The sequence below is a fragment of the Reyranella sp. genome, from assembly GCF_965279465.1.
GTDB lineage: Bacteria > Pseudomonadota > Alphaproteobacteria > Reyranellales > Reyranellaceae > Reyranella.
Genome location: NZ_OZ257242.1, coordinates 5,756,894 through 5,774,355 on the forward strand (window position 1 = coordinate 5,756,894; position 17,462 = coordinate 5,774,355).

At 62.2% G+C, this 17,462-nt stretch carries 13 protein-coding genes; 8 read left to right on the forward strand and 5 right to left on the reverse strand.

The features are described 5' to 3' along the window. The first annotated feature begins 125 nt into the window (after positions 1-125). The 6 genes from ACQY8M_RS28135 (at position 126) to ACQY8M_RS28160 (ending at position 9,305) form a co-directional block, all read left to right on the forward strand. A complete protein-coding gene (locus tag ACQY8M_RS28135; protein WP_428662813.1) occupies positions 126-1,490 on the forward strand; it encodes a putative O-glycosylation ligase, exosortase A system-associated in 1,365 nt (454 codons plus the stop codon). A 332-nt stretch (positions 1,491-1,822) separates the two neighbouring features. After that, on the forward strand, positions 1,823-2,485 hold the full coding sequence (locus ACQY8M_RS28140) for a methyltransferase domain-containing protein (protein ID WP_428662816.1): 663 nt from the start codon (positions 1,823-1,825) through the stop codon (positions 2,483-2,485). 415 nt (positions 2,486-2,900) lie between these two features. After that, positions 2,901-3,971: a glycosyltransferase family 4 protein gene (locus ACQY8M_RS28145; RefSeq protein ID WP_428662819.1), complete on the forward strand. Its 1,071-nt coding sequence runs from the start codon at positions 2,901-2,903 to the stop codon at positions 3,969-3,971. 610 nt (positions 3,972-4,581) lie between these two features. Beyond that, positions 4,582-5,802: an acyltransferase family protein gene (locus ACQY8M_RS28150; RefSeq protein ID WP_428662821.1), complete on the forward strand. Its 1,221-nt coding sequence runs from the start codon at positions 4,582-4,584 to the stop codon at positions 5,800-5,802. Between the two features lie 235 nt (positions 5,803-6,037). Then, positions 6,038-7,438 carry an MBL fold metallo-hydrolase gene (locus ACQY8M_RS28155; RefSeq protein WP_428662824.1) on the forward strand — a complete coding sequence of 467 codons (1,401 nt, stop codon included), beginning with the start codon at positions 6,038-6,040 and terminating at the stop codon, positions 7,436-7,438. 574 nt (positions 7,439-8,012) lie between these two features. Beyond that, positions 8,013-9,305, forward strand: coding sequence for a glycosyltransferase family 4 protein (locus ACQY8M_RS28160; RefSeq protein WP_428662826.1), 1,293 nt, complete (start codon positions 8,013-8,015; stop codon positions 9,303-9,305). Between the two features lie 108 nt (positions 9,306-9,413). On the opposite strand, the gene ACQY8M_RS28165 is transcribed toward ACQY8M_RS28160, so the two are convergent. Further along, positions 9,414-10,409 (reverse strand): glycosyltransferase family 2 protein, encoded by a 996-nt coding sequence (locus tag ACQY8M_RS28165; RefSeq protein ID WP_428662829.1) that lies wholly within the window; start codon positions 10,407-10,409, stop codon positions 9,414-9,416. A 323-nt stretch (positions 10,410-10,732) separates the two neighbouring features. Here ACQY8M_RS28165 and ACQY8M_RS28170 point away from each other — a divergent pair, with 323 nt between their 5' ends. Continuing rightward, on the forward strand, positions 10,733-11,683 hold the full coding sequence (locus ACQY8M_RS28170) for a right-handed parallel beta-helix repeat-containing protein (RefSeq protein WP_428662831.1): 951 nt from the start codon (positions 10,733-10,735) through the stop codon (positions 11,681-11,683). A 12-nt stretch (positions 11,684-11,695) separates the two neighbouring features. On the opposite strand, the gene ACQY8M_RS28175 is transcribed toward ACQY8M_RS28170, so the two are convergent. Then, a complete protein-coding gene (locus ACQY8M_RS28175; protein WP_428662833.1) occupies positions 11,696-12,820 on the reverse strand; it encodes a glycosyltransferase in 1,125 nt (374 codons plus the stop codon). A gap of 10 nt (positions 12,821-12,830) precedes the next feature. Then, on the reverse strand, positions 12,831-13,589 hold the full coding sequence (locus tag ACQY8M_RS28180; RefSeq protein ID WP_428662835.1) for a YdcF family protein: 759 nt from the start codon (positions 13,587-13,589) through the stop codon (positions 12,831-12,833). Positions 13,590-14,334: 745 nt separating this feature from the next. Between ACQY8M_RS28180 and ACQY8M_RS28185 the strand changes: the two genes are divergently transcribed. Further along, positions 14,335-15,297 carry a glycosyltransferase family 2 protein gene (locus tag ACQY8M_RS28185; protein ID WP_428662838.1) on the forward strand — a complete coding sequence of 321 codons (963 nt, stop codon included), beginning with the start codon at positions 14,335-14,337 and terminating at the stop codon, positions 15,295-15,297. Positions 15,298-15,374: 77 nt separating this feature from the next. Here ACQY8M_RS28185 and ACQY8M_RS28190 read toward each other — a convergent pair whose 3' ends face one another. Both ACQY8M_RS28190 and ACQY8M_RS28195 read right to left on the reverse strand, forming a co-directional pair. Then, positions 15,375-16,352: a glycosyltransferase family 2 protein gene (locus tag ACQY8M_RS28190; protein WP_428662840.1), complete on the reverse strand. Its 978-nt coding sequence runs from the start codon at positions 16,350-16,352 to the stop codon at positions 15,375-15,377. A 123-nt stretch (positions 16,353-16,475) separates the two neighbouring features. Next, the gene (locus ACQY8M_RS28195) at positions 16,476-17,345 is read right to left on the reverse strand and encodes a glycosyltransferase (protein WP_428662842.1); all 870 of its coding nucleotides are present in this window, start codon (positions 17,343-17,345) and stop codon (positions 16,476-16,478) included. Positions 17,346-17,462: the final 117 nt, after the last annotated feature.

Genomic DNA, 17,462 nt, shown 5'->3' on the forward strand with positions numbered 1-17,462 from the left:
CGACAATCTCGTCATCTTGTTTACCTGCGGCGGCATCGTGGCCGTCGCGATTCGCGCGATCTTGATGGAACGCAGGAATAGCGCCGGATCCGGCCGCCGGACGCGGCGCTGAACGAACCGCCCCAATGCAGGCACTGTTCATTTTTGGCTGCTGGGCGTCCCTGATCGGGCTCGGCTTCGTGGCGCCCTTTACCGCAGCGCTCGCCTATATCTGGGTGGATTTGTTCCGCCCGCAGGACGTCGCGCCGACGCTCGGTCAATTCATTCCGTTCTCTATGGTAACTGCCGTGATGGCGGTCGGCGCCTATCTGGCGCTGGATCGACGAGACCCGCCGCGTCTTGGACTGCTTACCGGACTATTGGTCGCTTGGGCTGTGTGGATCACCCTGACGACGACTTGGTCTTTGTTTCCCTATGTCGCCTGGTGGAAATGGGACTGGGCTTTCAAGACGATCATGTTCACGACGCTGCTGCCGTTCGTCTTTCGCTCCCGTATCCAGATGGAAGCTGCGCTGCTCGTCATTCTTTGCTGCATCGCTTCGAATGTGCTGCCTTTCGCGTTCAAGTCGGTGTTCGGCGGCGGCGGCGGCTATGGCCGCGCCTTTGGGCTGGTTCCGGTTAATGGCGGTTGGGGTGGAGAGGGAAGCACTCTCAGCACCTATGCGTTCGCATGCCTGCCGCTGGTCACCTATCTGCAGCGCCATTCTCTGCTGGCGCCTGGGCGGGGTTGGCTCCGTTGGGTCTATCTGGCAGCTCCGGGCTTCGCGGTCATTGGTGCCTTCGGCAGCTTCGCGCGCGCAGCGCTGATCGCCTGCTTCGTCTGGGCGGCGTTGGCCTGGTGGCAATCTCGCCGCAAGCTGCAAACTGCGGTCGTGATGGTAGCCGCGGCCGCGGCCGTGGTACCGCTGATGGGCGATGCTTGGTTGGCGCGCATTTCGACGACCTTCGAGCCGGCCAAGGAGCAGAGCGCCAACACACGCCTATTGATCTGGGCGTGGACTGTCGACTTCGCCAACCAACATCCAGCCGGCGGTGGCTTCATGGCCGAACTCGCCAGCCGGATCGAGTGGCGCAACGAGGCTGGTGAGGAGATAGTCGAGGAACGCCGCGCCTTTCACAGCATCTATTTCGAGGTGCTGGGGGAGCAGGGCTGGATCGGCCTCGCCATCTTCTTCACAATCATTGTCGTGTTTTTCGTCGACATGCAGCGCATCCGACGTCAGGTGCGGAACCGGCCGGATCTCGAATGGCTCGGCGACCTCGCCCGCGCATTGAGCCACGGCATGCTCATCTTCATGGCCGGCGCGGCCTTCGTCAGTATCGCTTTTCAACCGCTGCAATACTACCTGCTCGCGTTGGCGGTCAGCGCCTCGGCTGCGTTACACCGAGCGGCGGCGCAGCCGGCGCCTGCGGCGGCCGAAGCCCGCATCACACCGGCCCTGCCCGCCGGCTGGCGCCGACGTGCTGCGCAGGCGAAGCTTCCGAGATAGCTCACGCCCCGTCCCGAGGATCGATGTCCATCAGCCAGCCGCGGCCGCGGTGAAATCGCGCTCACCCGCTACGCTCAGTCCGAACTCAAACGTCTGATCGACGGCATCGAGCTCACGTTGCCGCACGCATCACGTCTGCCGACCTTCACCAAGCGCCCGCCTGCCGTGGCGACTCTTCCGCCAACTCATTGAGCCAATCAACACCGATCCCCTCGATCCGGCCCCAATCGGCGAAGATGGGCTAAAGCCCGGATATTTGTGTATCTTGACCGCCGAGCCTGCCCCGGTTCCTATTGGCCGCCTGAAATTGCTCGGGCGCAAACTACCGTCCGATGGGCAAAGATATGACGACAGGAGCAATCGCCGGGATCATCCGTAGGCTCAACTCGCTGGCAATCGACAATCCACGCGTCAAAGACCTGATTATTCAGTTCTCCGAGAGTATTGGCTACGATCTCAAGCATGCGATACGCATCGTATACGAAGAAGAATGTCAGAAATGGATCGGAGATCTCAATCCACAGCAACTGGACGTTCTCGAAATTTCTGCCGGGGCATCCTGGAGAAATTTGCCATTCAAATCCTATTCAGAGATGAACTATCCAGAATACGACATATGCTCCCAGAAAATTGACCGCCAATTTGATCTCATCATCGCGGACCAGGTATTTGAGCATTTGCTTTGGCCCTATCGTGCCGGCCGAAACGTCTACGACATGGTGAAGCCCGGTGGTCATTTTCTCATAATGACCCCCTTCCTGATCCGCGTGCATGCTGTTCCCACAGATTGCAGCAGATGGACCGAGATGGGGCTGCATCACTTCCTAGCGGAATGCGGCTTTGATTTCGATCAGATCCGAACCAATTCCTGGGGCAACCGAAAGATGCTCAAGGCGAATCTGGTCAATTGGGCCCGCGCCGGCTGGCGCAAGAATTTTCCGAACGAACCAGCCTATCCGCTTCAAGTTTGGGCTCTTGCCCGCAAACCCACCTAGAACGTATCGCCGGTTGTCGGCTTGCCGACTCGGAAGCGCGCCAAACCGATCCGGGTGGCGCGACTTGGTCGCAAGACGAGCCCTGCGGGCGAAGCGGGATGTGATCCATGGAGGATCTGCCCGAGTGGAGCTCCGATGCATCGCCATGGACTGCGGCACGACCAACGGGAGCGGACCGACGATTTCCGACCCTGCAAGGAGCACCACGTTGGTGGTACACCGATGAGCAATCGACCTTTCGCGGAGGCCAAGGCAGAGCGAGACAATTCGGTCTGCTCCACTACCAGCCGTTGACCTGCCGCGCCGAGCGGATATGTTCGCCGCGGGGTTAGGGGCTTCGGCAAGTGGTGCGGGGTGTTCGATGGCATGGCGGGCAACGGGAGAAAAAGCGCAGACGCCGCCTTGCAGATCGCTCGTGGTCCAGCTTTTCAACGGCGGCCCCGATCGGGGCGGAGGGGACGACAGGCCTCAGCACGGGCGCTACGAGAGCTGCCTCGAGGAAGCCGGTTTCCGGATCGAGACCATAAACCCAAACCAATCGCCCTGGAATCTCGGGCCGCGTCATCACAATGCCTTTCGCGGGCTCGACCCGCTGCGCGCTCTGCGCGTCCTGCTGTTGCGCCGCGATGCTGCAATCATCTGCGCCCACGCGGAAAGCGCCTTGATCGTGCTGCTGCTGCGCAGGCTGTTCCGCTTACGCGCCAGGGTTGTTGTCTGGGAGCTGCAATGGTCCGCCTCCTGGCGGTTCCGCGTCATCGTGAACAGGCTGGCTATTCGGCGGGCCGATTGTTCGGTGGTGTTCGGCTCCAACCAGATCGAGCTGGCCAGAGAGCGATTCGATCCCGGCGCCCCGCTTGTCTGCATCCCGTTTTGCATCGACCTCGATTTCTTCCGGGCGCAGGCCTGCCCGGACGAGACGCCGAGCGAGATATTCTCCTGCGGTTTCGACGACGGGCGCGATTTCCCGCTGCTGCTCGAAGCGTGCCACGGCCTGGGCTTGCCCGTGCTGATCAAGACGGGCGGGAAATTGCCGCTCGATCCGGTCGGCCATGCGACGGTACGGCAGAATTTCGAGCGCCTGTCCTACCCCGATTTCCGCCGCCTCTATGCCAGGGCACGCATCGTCGTCGTCACCACCCACGCCACCGAAAATGCCAGCGGCGTCACCGCGCTAATGGAGGCGATGGCTATGGGGCGCCCGACCATCGTCACCGACAATCCCGCGCTGCGCGACTATTTCGCCCCGCCGGACGCGCTCAGGATCGTTCCTGTCGGCGATGCCGCCGCCTTGCGCGCCGCCATACTCGACCTCTGGCGCCACCCGGAGGAGGCGGAGGCCATGGGACGGCGCGCCCGTGCCTTCGCGGAGCGGCATTTTCATCCGCGCCTGCATTTCCAGCGCGTGGCCGATCTGTACAAAAGCCTTCTGCCGCCTCCCTCCGCGGGCGTTGCGCGGCCTCGGGGAGCACTGGAAAATCCGGGTTAGTCCAGCAACTGCCACATCACAGTCGACCGGTCGCGATGCATGGGACGATGCGCGGGACTCGGCTTCCCTCATTTCTTCCTGATCTATCCGGATTTGGCGCACGCTGATCGCACCGAGTGGACCGTATCGCCTTTGTCGGCGGCCATAAGCGCGCTGGTGCGCGGCGCCTGAATTGGTGACGCCGGTCCTGCCGTTGCGAATTGAGTGGATAGCCTGGCGCGGCTCGCCGCAAATTTCTACCGTGCTGCGGCAGATGCTTTCGAAGCAGTGGACCGACAAATGCGAGTCATGCTTTGGCGCCAACGACTTGGACGCCCACGCCCTCTGGTGCAGCGCGAACGGGGTAACACCTGATGGCGGGCTATCGGTACGTTGCCAATCGCGTATGCTGCAGTTGATCGAAGCACGCGACGACGCTCCGGGCATATGGCGCGACGTGTAGCAACGGTTGTCGTGGGATTTCAAGGGCTTCGTGCAATCAGGGCATGCGTCGGTCTCGGCTTGAATTGTGTCGGGCATACGAACCGGCACTTCGGGTCCGACGGTTCCCATACGGCGCGAAACCCTCGATGAGAACCCGGAATGAACGATCTGATCACAGGACGACCAAATGCTTGGGGCAACAACGGCGAGTGTGGCGCAGGGCCGATCAGAGGTTCCTCCGATTGTGGCGGCGCATCAGACCAGGAAGTTCGCATACATTGACGCGGTGCGCGGCTATGCAGTGTTGCTGGTCATCACCTGCCATACTGGCGGAATGTTCTCGGAGCTTCCGTATCCGCTCAAGAAGCTGACGAACTTCGGCTGGCATGGCGTGCAGCTGTTCTTCCTGATGAGCTGTGTGACGTTGCTGCTGTCATGGCGGTCCGACGAAGCCAAGAACCGCGCCAGCGTGACGGACTTCTGGACTCGGCGGCTATTTCGTATCGCGCCGATGTACTATCTGGCGGCATTGCTCTATTTCGTCATCGAGACGCCGCCGAGCGGCTTTGATCTCGGCCAAATGCTGGCGACGTTGACATTCGTAAATGCGTGGCATCCGACCCTGATCCCGACAGTTCCAGATCGCTGGATGGTGGTGCCAGGCGGATGGAGCATTGGCGTCGAGTTCACATTCTATTTCTTCTTTCCGCTGATGGCCTTGCTGGTCCGCTCGATGCGCGGCGCTCTCGTGTTTTGTGGAGTCGCGCTGGCGGTCGGATGCATTGCGAATCCGATGATGTACAACGCACTGTATGGCCACTACAGCACGTCGGCGATCGAGAATTTCCTTTATTTCTGGTTTCCCAACCAGCTTCCCGTTTTTGCGCTGGGCACAGTGCTATATTTTGTCCTGCTGCGGCTGCAGGCCAGCCCCCAGAGCGCGATTGCAACTTTGCTTCGCCGGTACGGCATGGTGATCATCATCGCCTGCTTCGCGGCGAGCGTCGTAGCGGCGAACCTGCCCTTTCCCGGCCGCCTCCCCTTCGCGCCCCCACTTGGCTTGCCGGCGCTTCTGGTGGCATCGCTGATCTTCATGATCGTGGTTGCAGTGCTTGGGAGCAATCCGCGCAGCCCGTTCATCAACCGGGCCATCTGCTCTCTGGGTCAGGTCAGCTTCAGTGCCTATCTGTTGCACTTTGCGGTGCTTCACAAATTGCCGCAATTGCTGCCGGATGTGTTCGATGTCCGCGCAACGGGCTGGCAGGCAATCCTCGTGTGCTTTGCTCTGTGGCTGGTCGCGCTTCCCGTGACTTATGCGCTTTCGATGATCACGTTCCGGCTGGTGGAGAACCCGATGATCGATGTCGGTAGGAGATTGCTGGCGCCGCGGCTCAGGAGCAGCTCTTAACGCCGGAGGTCGAGAGCGAGACAGTCCACCGATGACCGCACTGGCCTGGGTGTCGGAACGCCGCAAGCGCCCTTCTCCGGCGGCTATCGCCAGCGGTGGTATCGGAATCACTGCCCGCTCGCCGCCTCGACGTCGCCGGCGACGCGTTCCATCCAGAGTGGAACTTCACGATTGAGCCGCGATGGACGAGACGTTGCGGCTAGCGCCGACGTCGTCCTAGGATAGGGAAAAAGCCATGAGTGTACGATTTGAAACTCTCGGCAATGCGAGCGTCCTCGTATTCGAGAACGGCAAGCCCTTGCTAGCCACCGATCCTTGGCTGGTCGGCACTTGCTATTTCGGCAGCTGGGCGCTGGATCACCCGCTTTCGCCCGAGCAGATAAGGAACATGGTCGACGCCGAATGGATCTGGATCTCGCACGGTCATCCTGATCATTTGCACGATGAATCGCTGAGCCTGCTGCCCGCAGGAAAGCAAATCCTATTGCCGGACCATTATGACACCGATATAGCGACCGGGCTGCAGAGCCGGGGTTTCGCGGTGACCGTCCTGCCCTATCGGTCCTGGCATCGGCTGACGCCCGATGTTCGGGTGATGTGCATCGACAATATCAATCAGGATGCCATTCTTGTCATCGAAGCGGGCGGATCGCTGATCGTCGATCTCAACGATTCGCCGCTTTGCGGCGAATTCGGCTTCTTGCGGCAGTTGATCCGAAGCTATTCGCGTGAAAAGACGTACCTTTTGGCGCTTTGCTCGGTCGACGCGGACATGTTCAATTTCGTGGACGAGGCTGGCCGGCCACTTGCTGGCCCCCCGGACGAGCGAAAGCCCGGTGCGATCGAGGTGGTCGCGCGAAAGGCGGCTCAACTCGGAGTTGGCTTTTTTTGTTGCTCCTCGTCACAGCATATCTATGTGAGGGCGGATTCCGTTTGGGCAAACCCTCATCGCATTGGCTGGGCCGATATGCAGCGCTACTGGTCGCGGCCAGAGGTAAAGCTCATAGAGCCATTTGTGACCGTTGATCTCGCGACCGGTACGTATTCGCGGAATCATTCCCGCCAAGTATCAGACGAAACCCAGATCACGGCGACGACTGCGGACGATGACTGGTCCAGCACGCTGACCATTCCGGAATGGAACCGCGTCGAGGCTTTCATGAGCAAGTTCCAGCTGGTCCGGCGATATATCGACTTCGTGAAATTCAATGTCGGAGGAGAGGTCCGCCATATTCCTCTTAACGGCCGGGGCAACAGCAAGAACGCCCGAGGCATCGTCTTTCACGTTCCAAAGGATTCCCTACTGAAGACAATAGAGTACGGCTATTTTGATGATCTGCTGATCGGCAACTTCATGAAGGTCCAGTTGATCAATACCCGACTATATCCGCATTTCACACCGCTGGTGGCGAAGATCGGCGGGAATGCCAAAGTCTACACAAGAGGGCAATATTTCCGATTTTTGGCGCATTATTATCGGAGAAATCCCATAGGGATGCTGAAATATAAGGCAGTGGTCGAATGGGAGCAGACTGTCCTGCCTTGGGTACGGACCCTGTCGGAACAGCTCGGAGTTAAGCGCCCTTTGAAGTATTTTTATCGACGGTTGATCGGAGAGTCTGTCGGCTCTCGGTAACGAAATCGAGTCGGCCCGGTCGGCGGAGCGACGTTGGTACGTGGATGCACTGCTTTGGCGAGCCCCAATGCCAGTCCGGGCAAACGGAAGGCAGGGATCGGAAAAAATCGCAGGGCGCATCCTCGGACACATTCGGTCGGGGTAAGTCCGATGCCCCAATATGCCTGCTTTTCCGCGCACATTTCTTGAGCAATCGACGTGCTACAACCCGCTTGCCGGCGCGTGAGCAATCCACTCTCCTGGTCAGGCGCGGCGCTCTGGATGCGAACCTGGAAAAGTCATCTGAATGGGGTGCAGGACGATCAATGCCTGGGGAAACAATGACTGATGTGAACCAGGGGCAGCCGCCAGTTCTCCCGACTGTGGTGGGAGCACTGGACCGGGAAATTGGCGGTCCCCGACCCATCGCGAGGCTATGCGCTTCCGCTGGCGATTGCTTGCCACGCGGGAATAATGCTTCCGGAGCGACTGCTCCGTATCGCACCGATGCGTCGTGTGCCTGGTACGCGCCGGCTCGGGTACCGCGGTCACACCGTTCGCTACCGAATGTGATTACGCCCGTTATGGTGTCGGCATGATCACGCGTTTGTCGTTTTTCGGGTTTCGCCCCGCCCCGCACGCGAAGGCGCGACATGCTTCGAAGATCGCGGCGAAAAGAGACAGGGTGCTGCTCGTCGCCAGCATCTTCCCGCCCGTTCTGGGTGGATCCGCCGTCGTTTACGAGAACCTCGCTCGACACGCCGCTGGACGCATCACCGTCCTGGCGCCTACCGTCAACTATGTCGATGGAAGCGAATTGGCGGGCTGGCAGGCGTTCGACGCGGCGGCGCCTTACCGCATCGAGCGCTGCCCCCTGCTGCGCACCCGCCTGCCGAAGGACGAGGTCCGCGGGATGGCGCGCGGGCGGCTGCTGCTGTCTGAATTGGCGCTGCGGCTTGTCATCTCGGCAAGGTTGCTTCGGCTGATCGTCACCGAGCGGACAAAGACGGTTTGCATCGGCGACGCGTTGTCGGGCGGGTGGATGCTTGCGCTGCTGCGCTGGGTGCCCTTCATTCGTACGATCGTCTATGTGCACGGCGAGGAACTTACTACCATCAGCTCCTGGGACCCTCAGCGCCGGCGGACGCGCCGAACCTTGCGGCTGGCGGATGGCGTGATCGTCGTCAGCCGCTTCACCGAGGCGGTGGCGCACGAACTCCTCGGACCGGCGGAAGGAAATGCCAAGCTGGCGCTCATTCCCAACGGTGTCGATGGGCAGCGCTTTCGGCCGCTCCCGCGCCGTGCCGAGCTTGTCGAGCGCTATGGGCTGAGCGGCCGTTTCGTCTATGTCTCGGTCGGCCGGCTGGTGGAACGTAAGGGCCTGGACAACGTGATCCGCGCCATGCCCCAACTGCTGTCGTCGGTTCCCGACGCGATGCTCCTGGCTGTCGGCGCAGGTCCCTTCGAGCCGGAATTGCGCAGGCTGGCCGAGCTCAATGGCGTGGCCGACCGCGTTGTATTCGCCGGTGCGGTGCCCGACGCCACGTTGGCCGACCACTATCGCCTGGGGGACGTTTTCGTGATGCCGAACCGCCGGCTTCCCGACGGCGACACTGAGGGCTTTGGCCTGGTGTTCCTGGAAGCCAATGCCTGCGGCCTGCCCGTGATCGCCGGTCGCGACGGCGGTAGCACCGACGCGGTGCAGCACGGCGACAATGGTCTGGTCGTCGATGGCGCGTCCGTAGCGGAGGTCGCTGCGGCCATGCGTCTGCTGCGAAAGGATGCGACGCTGCGAGACAAGCTGCGCCGTGGCGGGCTGAGGGTTGCCGCGGCCTCCGGCTGGTCGAAGCGAACAGATATGTTCCTGAAGCGCTGTACGGTGCGATAACCATCCGGCGTGCCGAATGGCCCTGCCCAGGATTGATTGAAACTTCGGGCAATGGCCGCGGGAACAGCCGCCGAGCACGGCAAGAATCGGAGTTGACGGTTCGTCAGGTCACCTTCGACGCCGCGCGGTAGCGGAACCGGCGGCGAGCAGGCTCATTGCAACACCACGCCGTAGCGGCGCAGGCAACGAGGCGACCCAGCTCTTGGCACGGCTCGTCAGCGGAAGCTTCTGCGACGGGATCATGGCGCGAATATCCCGCACGGCCTGGAAATCGCCCCGCGCGAACGCCGTATCGAGCGCCCCCAGCCGGCGATCGACAATGCTGTCGCGGATCAGCCCTGCATACGGCGCCACCGAAGGCCGGGTGGCTAGGACGTGCTCGAGGATGCGGCTGTCTCCGAGATTCATTGCCTGCACATCGGCCGAGAAGCCGCCGCCGTGCTTGCGGATGCCGACCAGTGGCGCCCCACGAACGACGCCGAGGGGCGGATGCTCGGCCATTCGGAGGGCGGTGGCGAAGTCTGTCCCGACAATGCGGCTGACCGCCTCATCCCACCCCCCGACAGACAGGAAGAAAGCGCGGTCCGCGACCATGCACGAGGGGAAAAAAGGCTGGAAGGCGACCAACCGATCTACCAAAGGCTCATCGAACCATCCGAGCGCGGTTCCCGATCCCGCTGTCCGCAAGCCTCGCCAGAATTCGGCTGGGGCGGAGGAGAACTTGCTCGTGGAGCTCCATTTTCCGTCATGGACTGTCACGAAGTCGGCATAGCCGCACCGTGTCTTGGGTTCGGCCTGCCAGAGCGAGGCCATTGCGGCAAGAAACCCCGGCCGCCATAGGTCATCGCTGTCGCAGAAGGCAACGAGGTCGCATTTTGTGGCACGCACGCCGATGTTGCGGGCGACGAGGTCGCCGGAATTCGCAATGCGCACATGCCGGACCTTCGATGCGTAGCGCCTCAACACCGCATCCGTGTCGTCCTGCGATCCGTCGTCCACCACGATGATCTCGTCGGGAGGCAGGGTCTGCGCCAACACGGCGTCAAGCGTGGCCGGCAGAAGTGCTGCGCGGTTGTAGGTCGGTATAACAACGCCGACGCTCATCTTGCCCCCAAACACGATCGGTGGCCCTTCGCCCCTTTCGCCGAATCGCGAGGCACAGCAGGTGCAGGCGAGAACGAGCACCCAGCTACCGAGCACTTGGCCGCCAGTAATGCGTCACTCCCTGAAAAAGTGTCAAGACCAACGTTCGAGGTCTGAGCCCGGGCTGACTTTCGCCTGCAGGTCGGGAGCGACGACGCCTTGTGCTTGGCGTGCCGATGGCCTGCAGTGCGACACACCTTAGCGGCGTCCATGCCGCGGATTGGCTGCGGCGCGGAATTCGCCCTATGTAGAAACCCGGTCCTCCCATTGAAAGGCGATGATCCATGCGTGCCGCGGCACTCCTGCTTATGCTTGTCCTTCTGCCGCTGTCGGGCATGCCGCGTGCCGACGCGCGCGTGCTGGAGGTGGGCCCGGGTCGTCCTTTCGCTCTGCCGTCTGCCGCCGCCGTCGCAGCCCGGCCGGGAGATGTCATCAGGATCGCTCCCGGAACCTACGAGGACTGCGCGGTATGGCGTGCCAACGGGATCGTCATCGAAGGGGAAGATTTCGAGCGTGTTATTGTCGGCAACCGCACCTGCAACGAGAAGGGCGTTTTCGTCATTTCGGGCAACGACGTCACCGTCCGAGGCGTGACTTTGACCGGTGCGCGCAGCGCCAACGCCAATGGCGCCGGTATCCGTGCAGAGGGAGTCAACCTCACCGTCGAACATGTGCGTTTCCTGCGCAATGAGAATGGCATCCTTTATGCCGGCGTGACGCGCGGCGCCCTGATCGTCCGCGATAGCGCATTCATCGGCAATGGCAGCTGCGAGCAGGCCTGCGCCCATGGCATCTATGCCGGACCGCTCGAGCTGTTGCGCTTGGAACGCTCCCACTTCCTCGCCACACGGGAAGGCCACCACGTAAAGTCGCGCGCTTTCCGAACCGAGGTGCTCGACTGCCACATCGAGGACGGGCCCGAGGGAACGGCGAGCTATCTGATCGACATACCGAATGGCGGCGCGGCGCTGGTACGCGGCAACCGATTGTCCAAAGGCCCGCGCTCGGGCAACCGCAGCACGGTGATTTCCATCGGCGCCGAAGGCTTGGACCGGCCGACGCCGGAGATCCGCATTGAATCGAATGTCCTCACCGTCGACGGCAGCTATCGCACCGTCTTCGTCACGAATCGCACGGCGACCCCGGCTTTGCTGCGAGGAAACAAGCTGCCACCGACGGTCACGCCCTTGCGCGGGGATGGACAGGTTTTATCCGAGTCAGGAACCCTTCGCTGAATCTTCGTGAGATCACGGTCGTCGCCCGAGCGCGAGGCCGGAGAACAGGTCGCGCCAGGCGGCAACCATGTCCGCCTCCGCGAATTCAGCCTCGGCGCGCGCCCGGTTGGCGGCGCCGAGGGCAGCCCGCAGATCGTGCCGCGTCGCGAGCTCCGCCAGCGCATCGGCCAGGGCTCCATCCTCTCGCGCCACGACATAGGGGCGGTTTGCCGCATCGAGCATCGTAGCGACGTCGCCGACATTGGTTGCCGCCACAGGCAGCCCCGACGCCATCGCTTCGAGCACGGAGAGCGGCATCTGCTCGGTGTCGGACGAGAGCGCGAAAATGTCGAAACTGGCGTAGAGCGGAGCCGGATCCGCGCGGTGACCGGCGAACTCCACTTGCCCGCCGACCCCCGCCTCCGCGGCCAGGGCTGCCAACGCCGCCCGATCAGGGCCATCACCGACGATCACCAGCCGCGCCGGCACCACGGTGCGCATGCGGGCGAGAGCGCGGATCAACCGCGCGATGTTCTTTTCCGGGCGCAACGCGGCAACGGTGCCGATGACGACCGGCTGTTCGCGGTCGCGCGGTCCGGCGGCAGCGAAACGCGCCAGATCGACGCCGTTGGGCAGCAGCCTCAATCGCGCTGGCGGCAGGCGCCATATCTCGGTGGCGATGCGCCACAGCAGGCGGGAGGGCAGCACCACCGTGGACCGACGCAACACCAGACGGCGAGTGAGCACGCGACGCGGCAGCTGGCGCGTGCGTTCCTCCGGGCCGAAGCCATCTTCCATGTGCAGATGCGGCACTCCCATGCCGACCCGCGCCAGCGCCCATTCGATGCTGCCCCAGTTGCTGGTGACCAGCACGGCGGGGGCGATGTCGCGCAGCGCACCCCGGAAACGGCGCAGATTACCCCACGTGTCGCCCTTGACCACATCGACCTGGGGGAAGCTGACGTCGAGCGCAGGGTTGAGCAGCGATCGCGCCTCGTACCGCCCATCCATCGCCACTACAGCATGACGGAACTGGTCACCGAACCGATTCGCGAGGACGGTGAACCGCATTTGCGCCCCGCCGACGGCAAAGGTCGGGAAGACGTGCAGCAGGAGGGGCGCGGCAGCGCGCATCGCGGCCCCACTCGGAAGGATCATGATGATGGCCTCACAGCCCGGCCTCCAGCGCCACGAGGCCGCCCCACTCCCGCAATGCCAGCCAGCTCATGGCAAGGTAGTCCGCGCGGGGCACCCAGTCGGAGAGTCGACCGTCGGGACGGCGCGGTCGAGGCACCGCTGCCGGAAGCACCGGCAGGCCGGCGCGCGCCGCCTCCCGCTGCGCGCGCGGCATGTGCCAGGCATGTGTGACGAGATAGGCCGCGCCGATGCCCGCCTGGCCCAGCATGGCGGTGGCGAGGCGGAGATTGTCTCCCGTGTTGCGTGCGGCAGGCTCCTCCCACCGCACCGGAACGGCGAAATCCTGCTGGAGCACGGCGCGCATGGTGGCGGCCAGCGGCGGGACGTCCAGCCCGGGCGGCCCGGCGGTGACGAGCATCGGCAGGCCCGTCTTGTGCTGCAGGGCGGCACCGCGGCGCAGCCGTTCCAGCGTCAACGGGCCCACATCCGGCCCGTCCGGACCGTTGCTTGCCTCCGCGCCGAGGATGATGATGGCGCCCGGCACAGCCGCGGGCGTCACCGGTGCCGCCCATTCAAGCGAAGCGAACAGAAGTCCGGACGCCATTGGTGTAGCGAGCAGCAGGACCGCAGCGATGGCAAGCACCGCCACTGCGCCGCCACGACGCCAGCCTCGCCAGGCGAGCGCGGCACCTGCGAGGGCGACCAGCAGCAGCACGTCTGGCGGCAGGGCAAGTGTACCGAGCATGCCCCGCACGGAGGCGAACAGCGGCTCGGTCGGGGCTACGTCCATCGCCGCACCCGCCCCACAGGGCCGCGCAACTCATCAGTCAGCGAGTCGCCTGCGAGCGACCTCCGGACTGGCTGACCGCGCCCAGAAACAAGGCCGGAGATCGGCTTCTCGCCAAAGGACGGCACAATACCGACGCCGAGCGGCGATGTCGCCACGACGTTACACATACGGCAGTCCCTCGAGGAGGGCAGCTGTGACTGGCAATGAGCAATCATGTCATACGGCGTCTCAAGGTGGCCGCTCCCCTCAATCGACCGCCAAAACCTGAAATCGGACTGCCTTTTATAACCGTAGACCCTCGCGCGAACTTGCGAAATCATTTTCGCATCGCCTCGCAAGAATGGCGGAGCCTCGCGTCTCCACCTCGAGGCAGTTAGCTTCTTCCAGATCCAAGGAACGATTTGCAATCGGTGTTCCATTCTTGTCCGTCTTCCAACTCTGCGACTCATCGGAAAACTCGCGCGCGCCGGACGCGGTCGCACTTGCGGGGGAAAGGGCGATAGAGCCCAAAGCCTCGAGCGGCACATTGAGCCGGACAATCACGGTCCCCGCTATCGATCAGCCGTACGTTCCGCAACGCGCTGTTGCGGCCGAAGTTCAGAAGCGGGATGCCCCATACGCTTCCTTGCGCACCGCGCCAGCGGGTGGGCGACATAGCACCGAGCCATGATGAAGCATAGGGTAGTATCTTTCGTAACCCTGCCGACTTAGACTCATGAACCCGAGACAATCGACGGATCGGCTGATGGTAGAGACAAACTTGCATGCCAGCGTGATCGTATGCACGCGCAATCGTGCGGTCTCGCTCCGCGAGATGCTGACATCGCTAACCGCGATGGGCATACCGGACGACACCCAATGGGAGATTGTCGTTGTAGACAACGGCAGCACAGACCACACCGCCTCCGTAGTGGGCGAATTTGAAGGGAAGCTACCGGTTCGCCGCGTCGTCGAGGCCACTCCGGGCCTATCCAACGCGCGCAACTGCGGCATACGCGCTGCACGAGGCCGCTACCTCCTCTGGACCGACGATGACGTGTCGGTCGATCCGAATTGGCTCTCGGCCTATTTGGCAGCATTCAAGCGCTGGCCGGACGCAGCCGTCTTCGGCGGCAAAATCATACCATTGATCCAGGCGCCAACGCCGACCTGGTTTGTGCACGGCCGACAACTGCTGTCGGGCATGCTTGCCGAACGGGATTTTGGCGACGCACCGCTGCCCTTATCCGTTCCTGACAATCGGCTCCCATACGGCGCAAACTATGCAGTCAGAACCCGTGAGCAGCACCGTTTTCCCTACGACCCGGCTTTCGGCGTCGCGCCGGGACGGGCGCGGCTGGGAGAGGAACAGTTGGTCATCGAGGCAATGCTGAATAGTGGGGCGACGGGCTATTGGGTACCTGACAGTCGCGTCCGACATCGCATCCCTCCCAGCCGCCAGACGACGGCTTACATCCGGAAATATTACCAGGCTGAAGGAGCGACCGTAGCGCAAATCGAGGGCGACAGGGGTGCACCGTTTCTTTTCGGAGCGCCGCGATGGCTGTGGCTTAAATGTCCGACCTCATGGCTTCGTTTTGCCTGGTTGCGCATCGCCGCGCACGCGCCCCAGTGGATCGAGGCCTTGAAGGTCAACGCCCACTACTGTGGAATGTTGCAATATTGGCGCGAGACGCGGTCAAGGAGATGCAGGCGGCCTGCGAAGTAGGATCGACTGTAAATCCGCAGGATCCAGCCAGGCAGTTGCAAAGCGATTGACTTCGATCGCGAGAGCGAGTGTTGCAGTCATCTGGTGAAAGCCTTCAATCTTCTATCGCACAACATCGAGGCAGCCTGCCGCAGGGCAGCGCTCAATCTGAGAACCGACGACGGACGGTCCCGCACATAGCCGCCCAATTCGGAGAGGCAACGCGGCTGCCGATTACGCAATGCCGATAGAAACGAGAGAAGGAATGCATGGTCCAGCTGGGCAAGCCACTCCCGGTTACGACGGGACTGGGCGGCGCTCAGCTTGAAATGCCGCTGGACATGCATGTGGAAAGCCACTACGTGCCGCAGCCGAACGAGGTCGTCGATTGTACCCCATTCGCATCCGGCGAAAATATTGACACCGCGTCCACAAATCACCTGATCTGAAGGGGAGAAGAAGACCTTGCGGGCGCGCTGCGCAATCTGAAGCCAGAAGAGCGTATCCTCTCCAGCCCGCCACCCTTCCCGGAATCGCAGGTCCGACATCGCCGCGAAACGGTAGGCCACCGTGGGAGTACCGATCGGCGAGTTGACCAGGATGAGCGAGAAAAGATCCCCCGCAAACTCGCGAAGATTGTCGACAATCTGCATGCCCTCCCAGGCGAATGCCGTCTGCTCGAAACGCGATGCGGCATCTCCTTCTCTTCTGTAATCCGCGAAGTACAGATCGCCTCCACGCGATATGGCACCCTTTATATTTGCAATATGGCAATCGGGCCAACGGTCATCCGAATCCAGAAAGGCCACCACCTCGGCCTCACGCAAGCGGTCCAAAGCGTAGTTCCGCGCAGCACCAGGGCCAGAGTTCGGCTTGCGGTGCAACGTTATGCGGTCATTCCCCAGTTCGGCTCGGGCTCGGCCAATTTCGTCGATCGGATCAATTGGCGACCCATCATCAACAATGTGGATCGCAACTCCATCCAGCGTCGTCTGGGCGAGGACGGCATCGAGGCTCCTTGCCAGGATGCCAGCCTTCCTCTGATAGAACGGAATGATGATAGCGATAGGGGGCATTAGGGTGAGTCCCGCATCTACTGGCCTTTTGCACCATAGAGACCGGGGAGACGGTCTCTCGTTGCGTCAGCCGGTGCGATAACTGATAGCGAGCACGAACGCACGGACCATTTTGCTGTCACCTTAGGCCTTCTCACGCACCGCTCGCATCCGTGCAAGTGCAAGCCGATCGAAATACCACCAGGGCAACGACCGGCGCGGTACCATTCGATTGCAGTGTTCCGCGTAAAGCGCTGACAGATATCTTGGCAGCCCGACCGGACCAACATCCCGCATGATCTGGCTGATAATACGGTTCTGAAAGTGACGCGTGGAATAGCTGAGCATGCGCCGATACTGGATACGCAGAGTGTGCAAGCGCGTGATTTGCACGGGTTCGCAAAAGAACCCCGCTTTCTCGCAGACAGCAACCCGATGATCGTCCCAGTTGGTTTCATTCTCCAGATCTGTCTTGGCCATGGCTGCGATCAGGCCGTCATCACCGATCAGGTCATCAGGCAGGCGTATCGCCTTCTTCTTCATCCGCGCGAGAAAGCTGCCTCGCACCGCATAAAGATCTCCGAAGAGACCGTGTCGCGCGCGCATCTCGGCACGGTAAGCTTCTGCCCGCCGCCCGTTGAGGGGCATGCCGGCGGCGACATTCGCATGCCTGTCTTGCGCCAGAGTGGAAACCAGGGCAGTGACCGAGCCTGGCGCAATCTCCGCATCACCATCGACAAACACATGCACCTGGGAAAATTCCTCGAGAGTATCGAACACGAAGCGATTCCATGTTCGAGACTTGCCGCCCCGGGCAAATTCATGGACGGCCACGTTAGGTGCCGGCACGGTCCGTGCTATCTTCGCCGTTCGATCGGTCGAACCGTTGACGATGACGTGGATCGGTGCGCCGTCCGCGTCTTGCAGCAGCGAAGCAAGGCATCGGGCTATTCGCCGCTCCTCGTTGTGCGCAAGCACAGCAATGCAGAGCAGCGGTGACGTCGTGACTTCCATCACTGCCTCTACTCCTTCTGGCCGAGTTTTATTTGCGAACGCTCAATCGAAACACTGGCATGCCGCAGAGTTCCAATTAAACCGCCAACAGCCCAGCACGGACACAGTTCCTCCATG

Excerpts from the sequence above, each read along its gene's own strand:
- ACQY8M_RS28160 (WP_428662826.1), top strand. The coding sequence starts at position 8,013 with ATGATCACGCGTTTGTCGTTTTTCGGGTTTCGCCCCGCCCCGCACGCG.
- ACQY8M_RS28165 (WP_428662829.1), bottom strand. The coding sequence starts at position 10,409 with ATGAGCGTCGGCGTTGTTATACCGACCTACAACCGCGCAGCACTTCTG.
- ACQY8M_RS28140 (WP_428662816.1), top strand. The coding sequence starts at position 1,823 with ATGGGCAAAGATATGACGACAGGAGCAATCGCCGGGATCATCCGTAGG.
- ACQY8M_RS28155 (WP_428662824.1), top strand. The coding sequence starts at position 6,038 with ATGAGTGTACGATTTGAAACTCTCGGCAATGCGAGCGTCCTCGTATTC.
- ACQY8M_RS28135 (WP_428662813.1), top strand. The coding sequence starts at position 126 with ATGCAGGCACTGTTCATTTTTGGCTGCTGGGCGTCCCTGATCGGGCTC.
- ACQY8M_RS28185 (WP_428662838.1), top strand. The coding sequence starts at position 14,335 with ATGGTAGAGACAAACTTGCATGCCAGCGTGATCGTATGCACGCGCAAT.
- ACQY8M_RS28170 (WP_428662831.1), top strand. The coding sequence starts at position 10,733 with ATGCGTGCCGCGGCACTCCTGCTTATGCTTGTCCTTCTGCCGCTGTCG.
- ACQY8M_RS28195 (WP_428662842.1), bottom strand. The coding sequence starts at position 17,345 with ATGGAAGTCACGACGTCACCGCTGCTCTGCATTGCTGTGCTTGCGCAC.
- ACQY8M_RS28180 (WP_428662835.1), bottom strand. The coding sequence starts at position 13,589 with ATGGACGTAGCCCCGACCGAGCCGCTGTTCGCCTCCGTGCGGGGCATG.
- ACQY8M_RS28175 (WP_428662833.1), bottom strand. The coding sequence starts at position 12,820 with ATGATCCTTCCGAGTGGGGCCGCGATGCGCGCTGCCGCGCCCCTCCTG.
- ACQY8M_RS28150 (WP_428662821.1), top strand. The coding sequence starts at position 4,582 with ATGCTTGGGGCAACAACGGCGAGTGTGGCGCAGGGCCGATCAGAGGTT.
- ACQY8M_RS28190 (WP_428662840.1), bottom strand. The coding sequence starts at position 16,352 with ATGCCCCCTATCGCTATCATCATTCCGTTCTATCAGAGGAAGGCTGGC.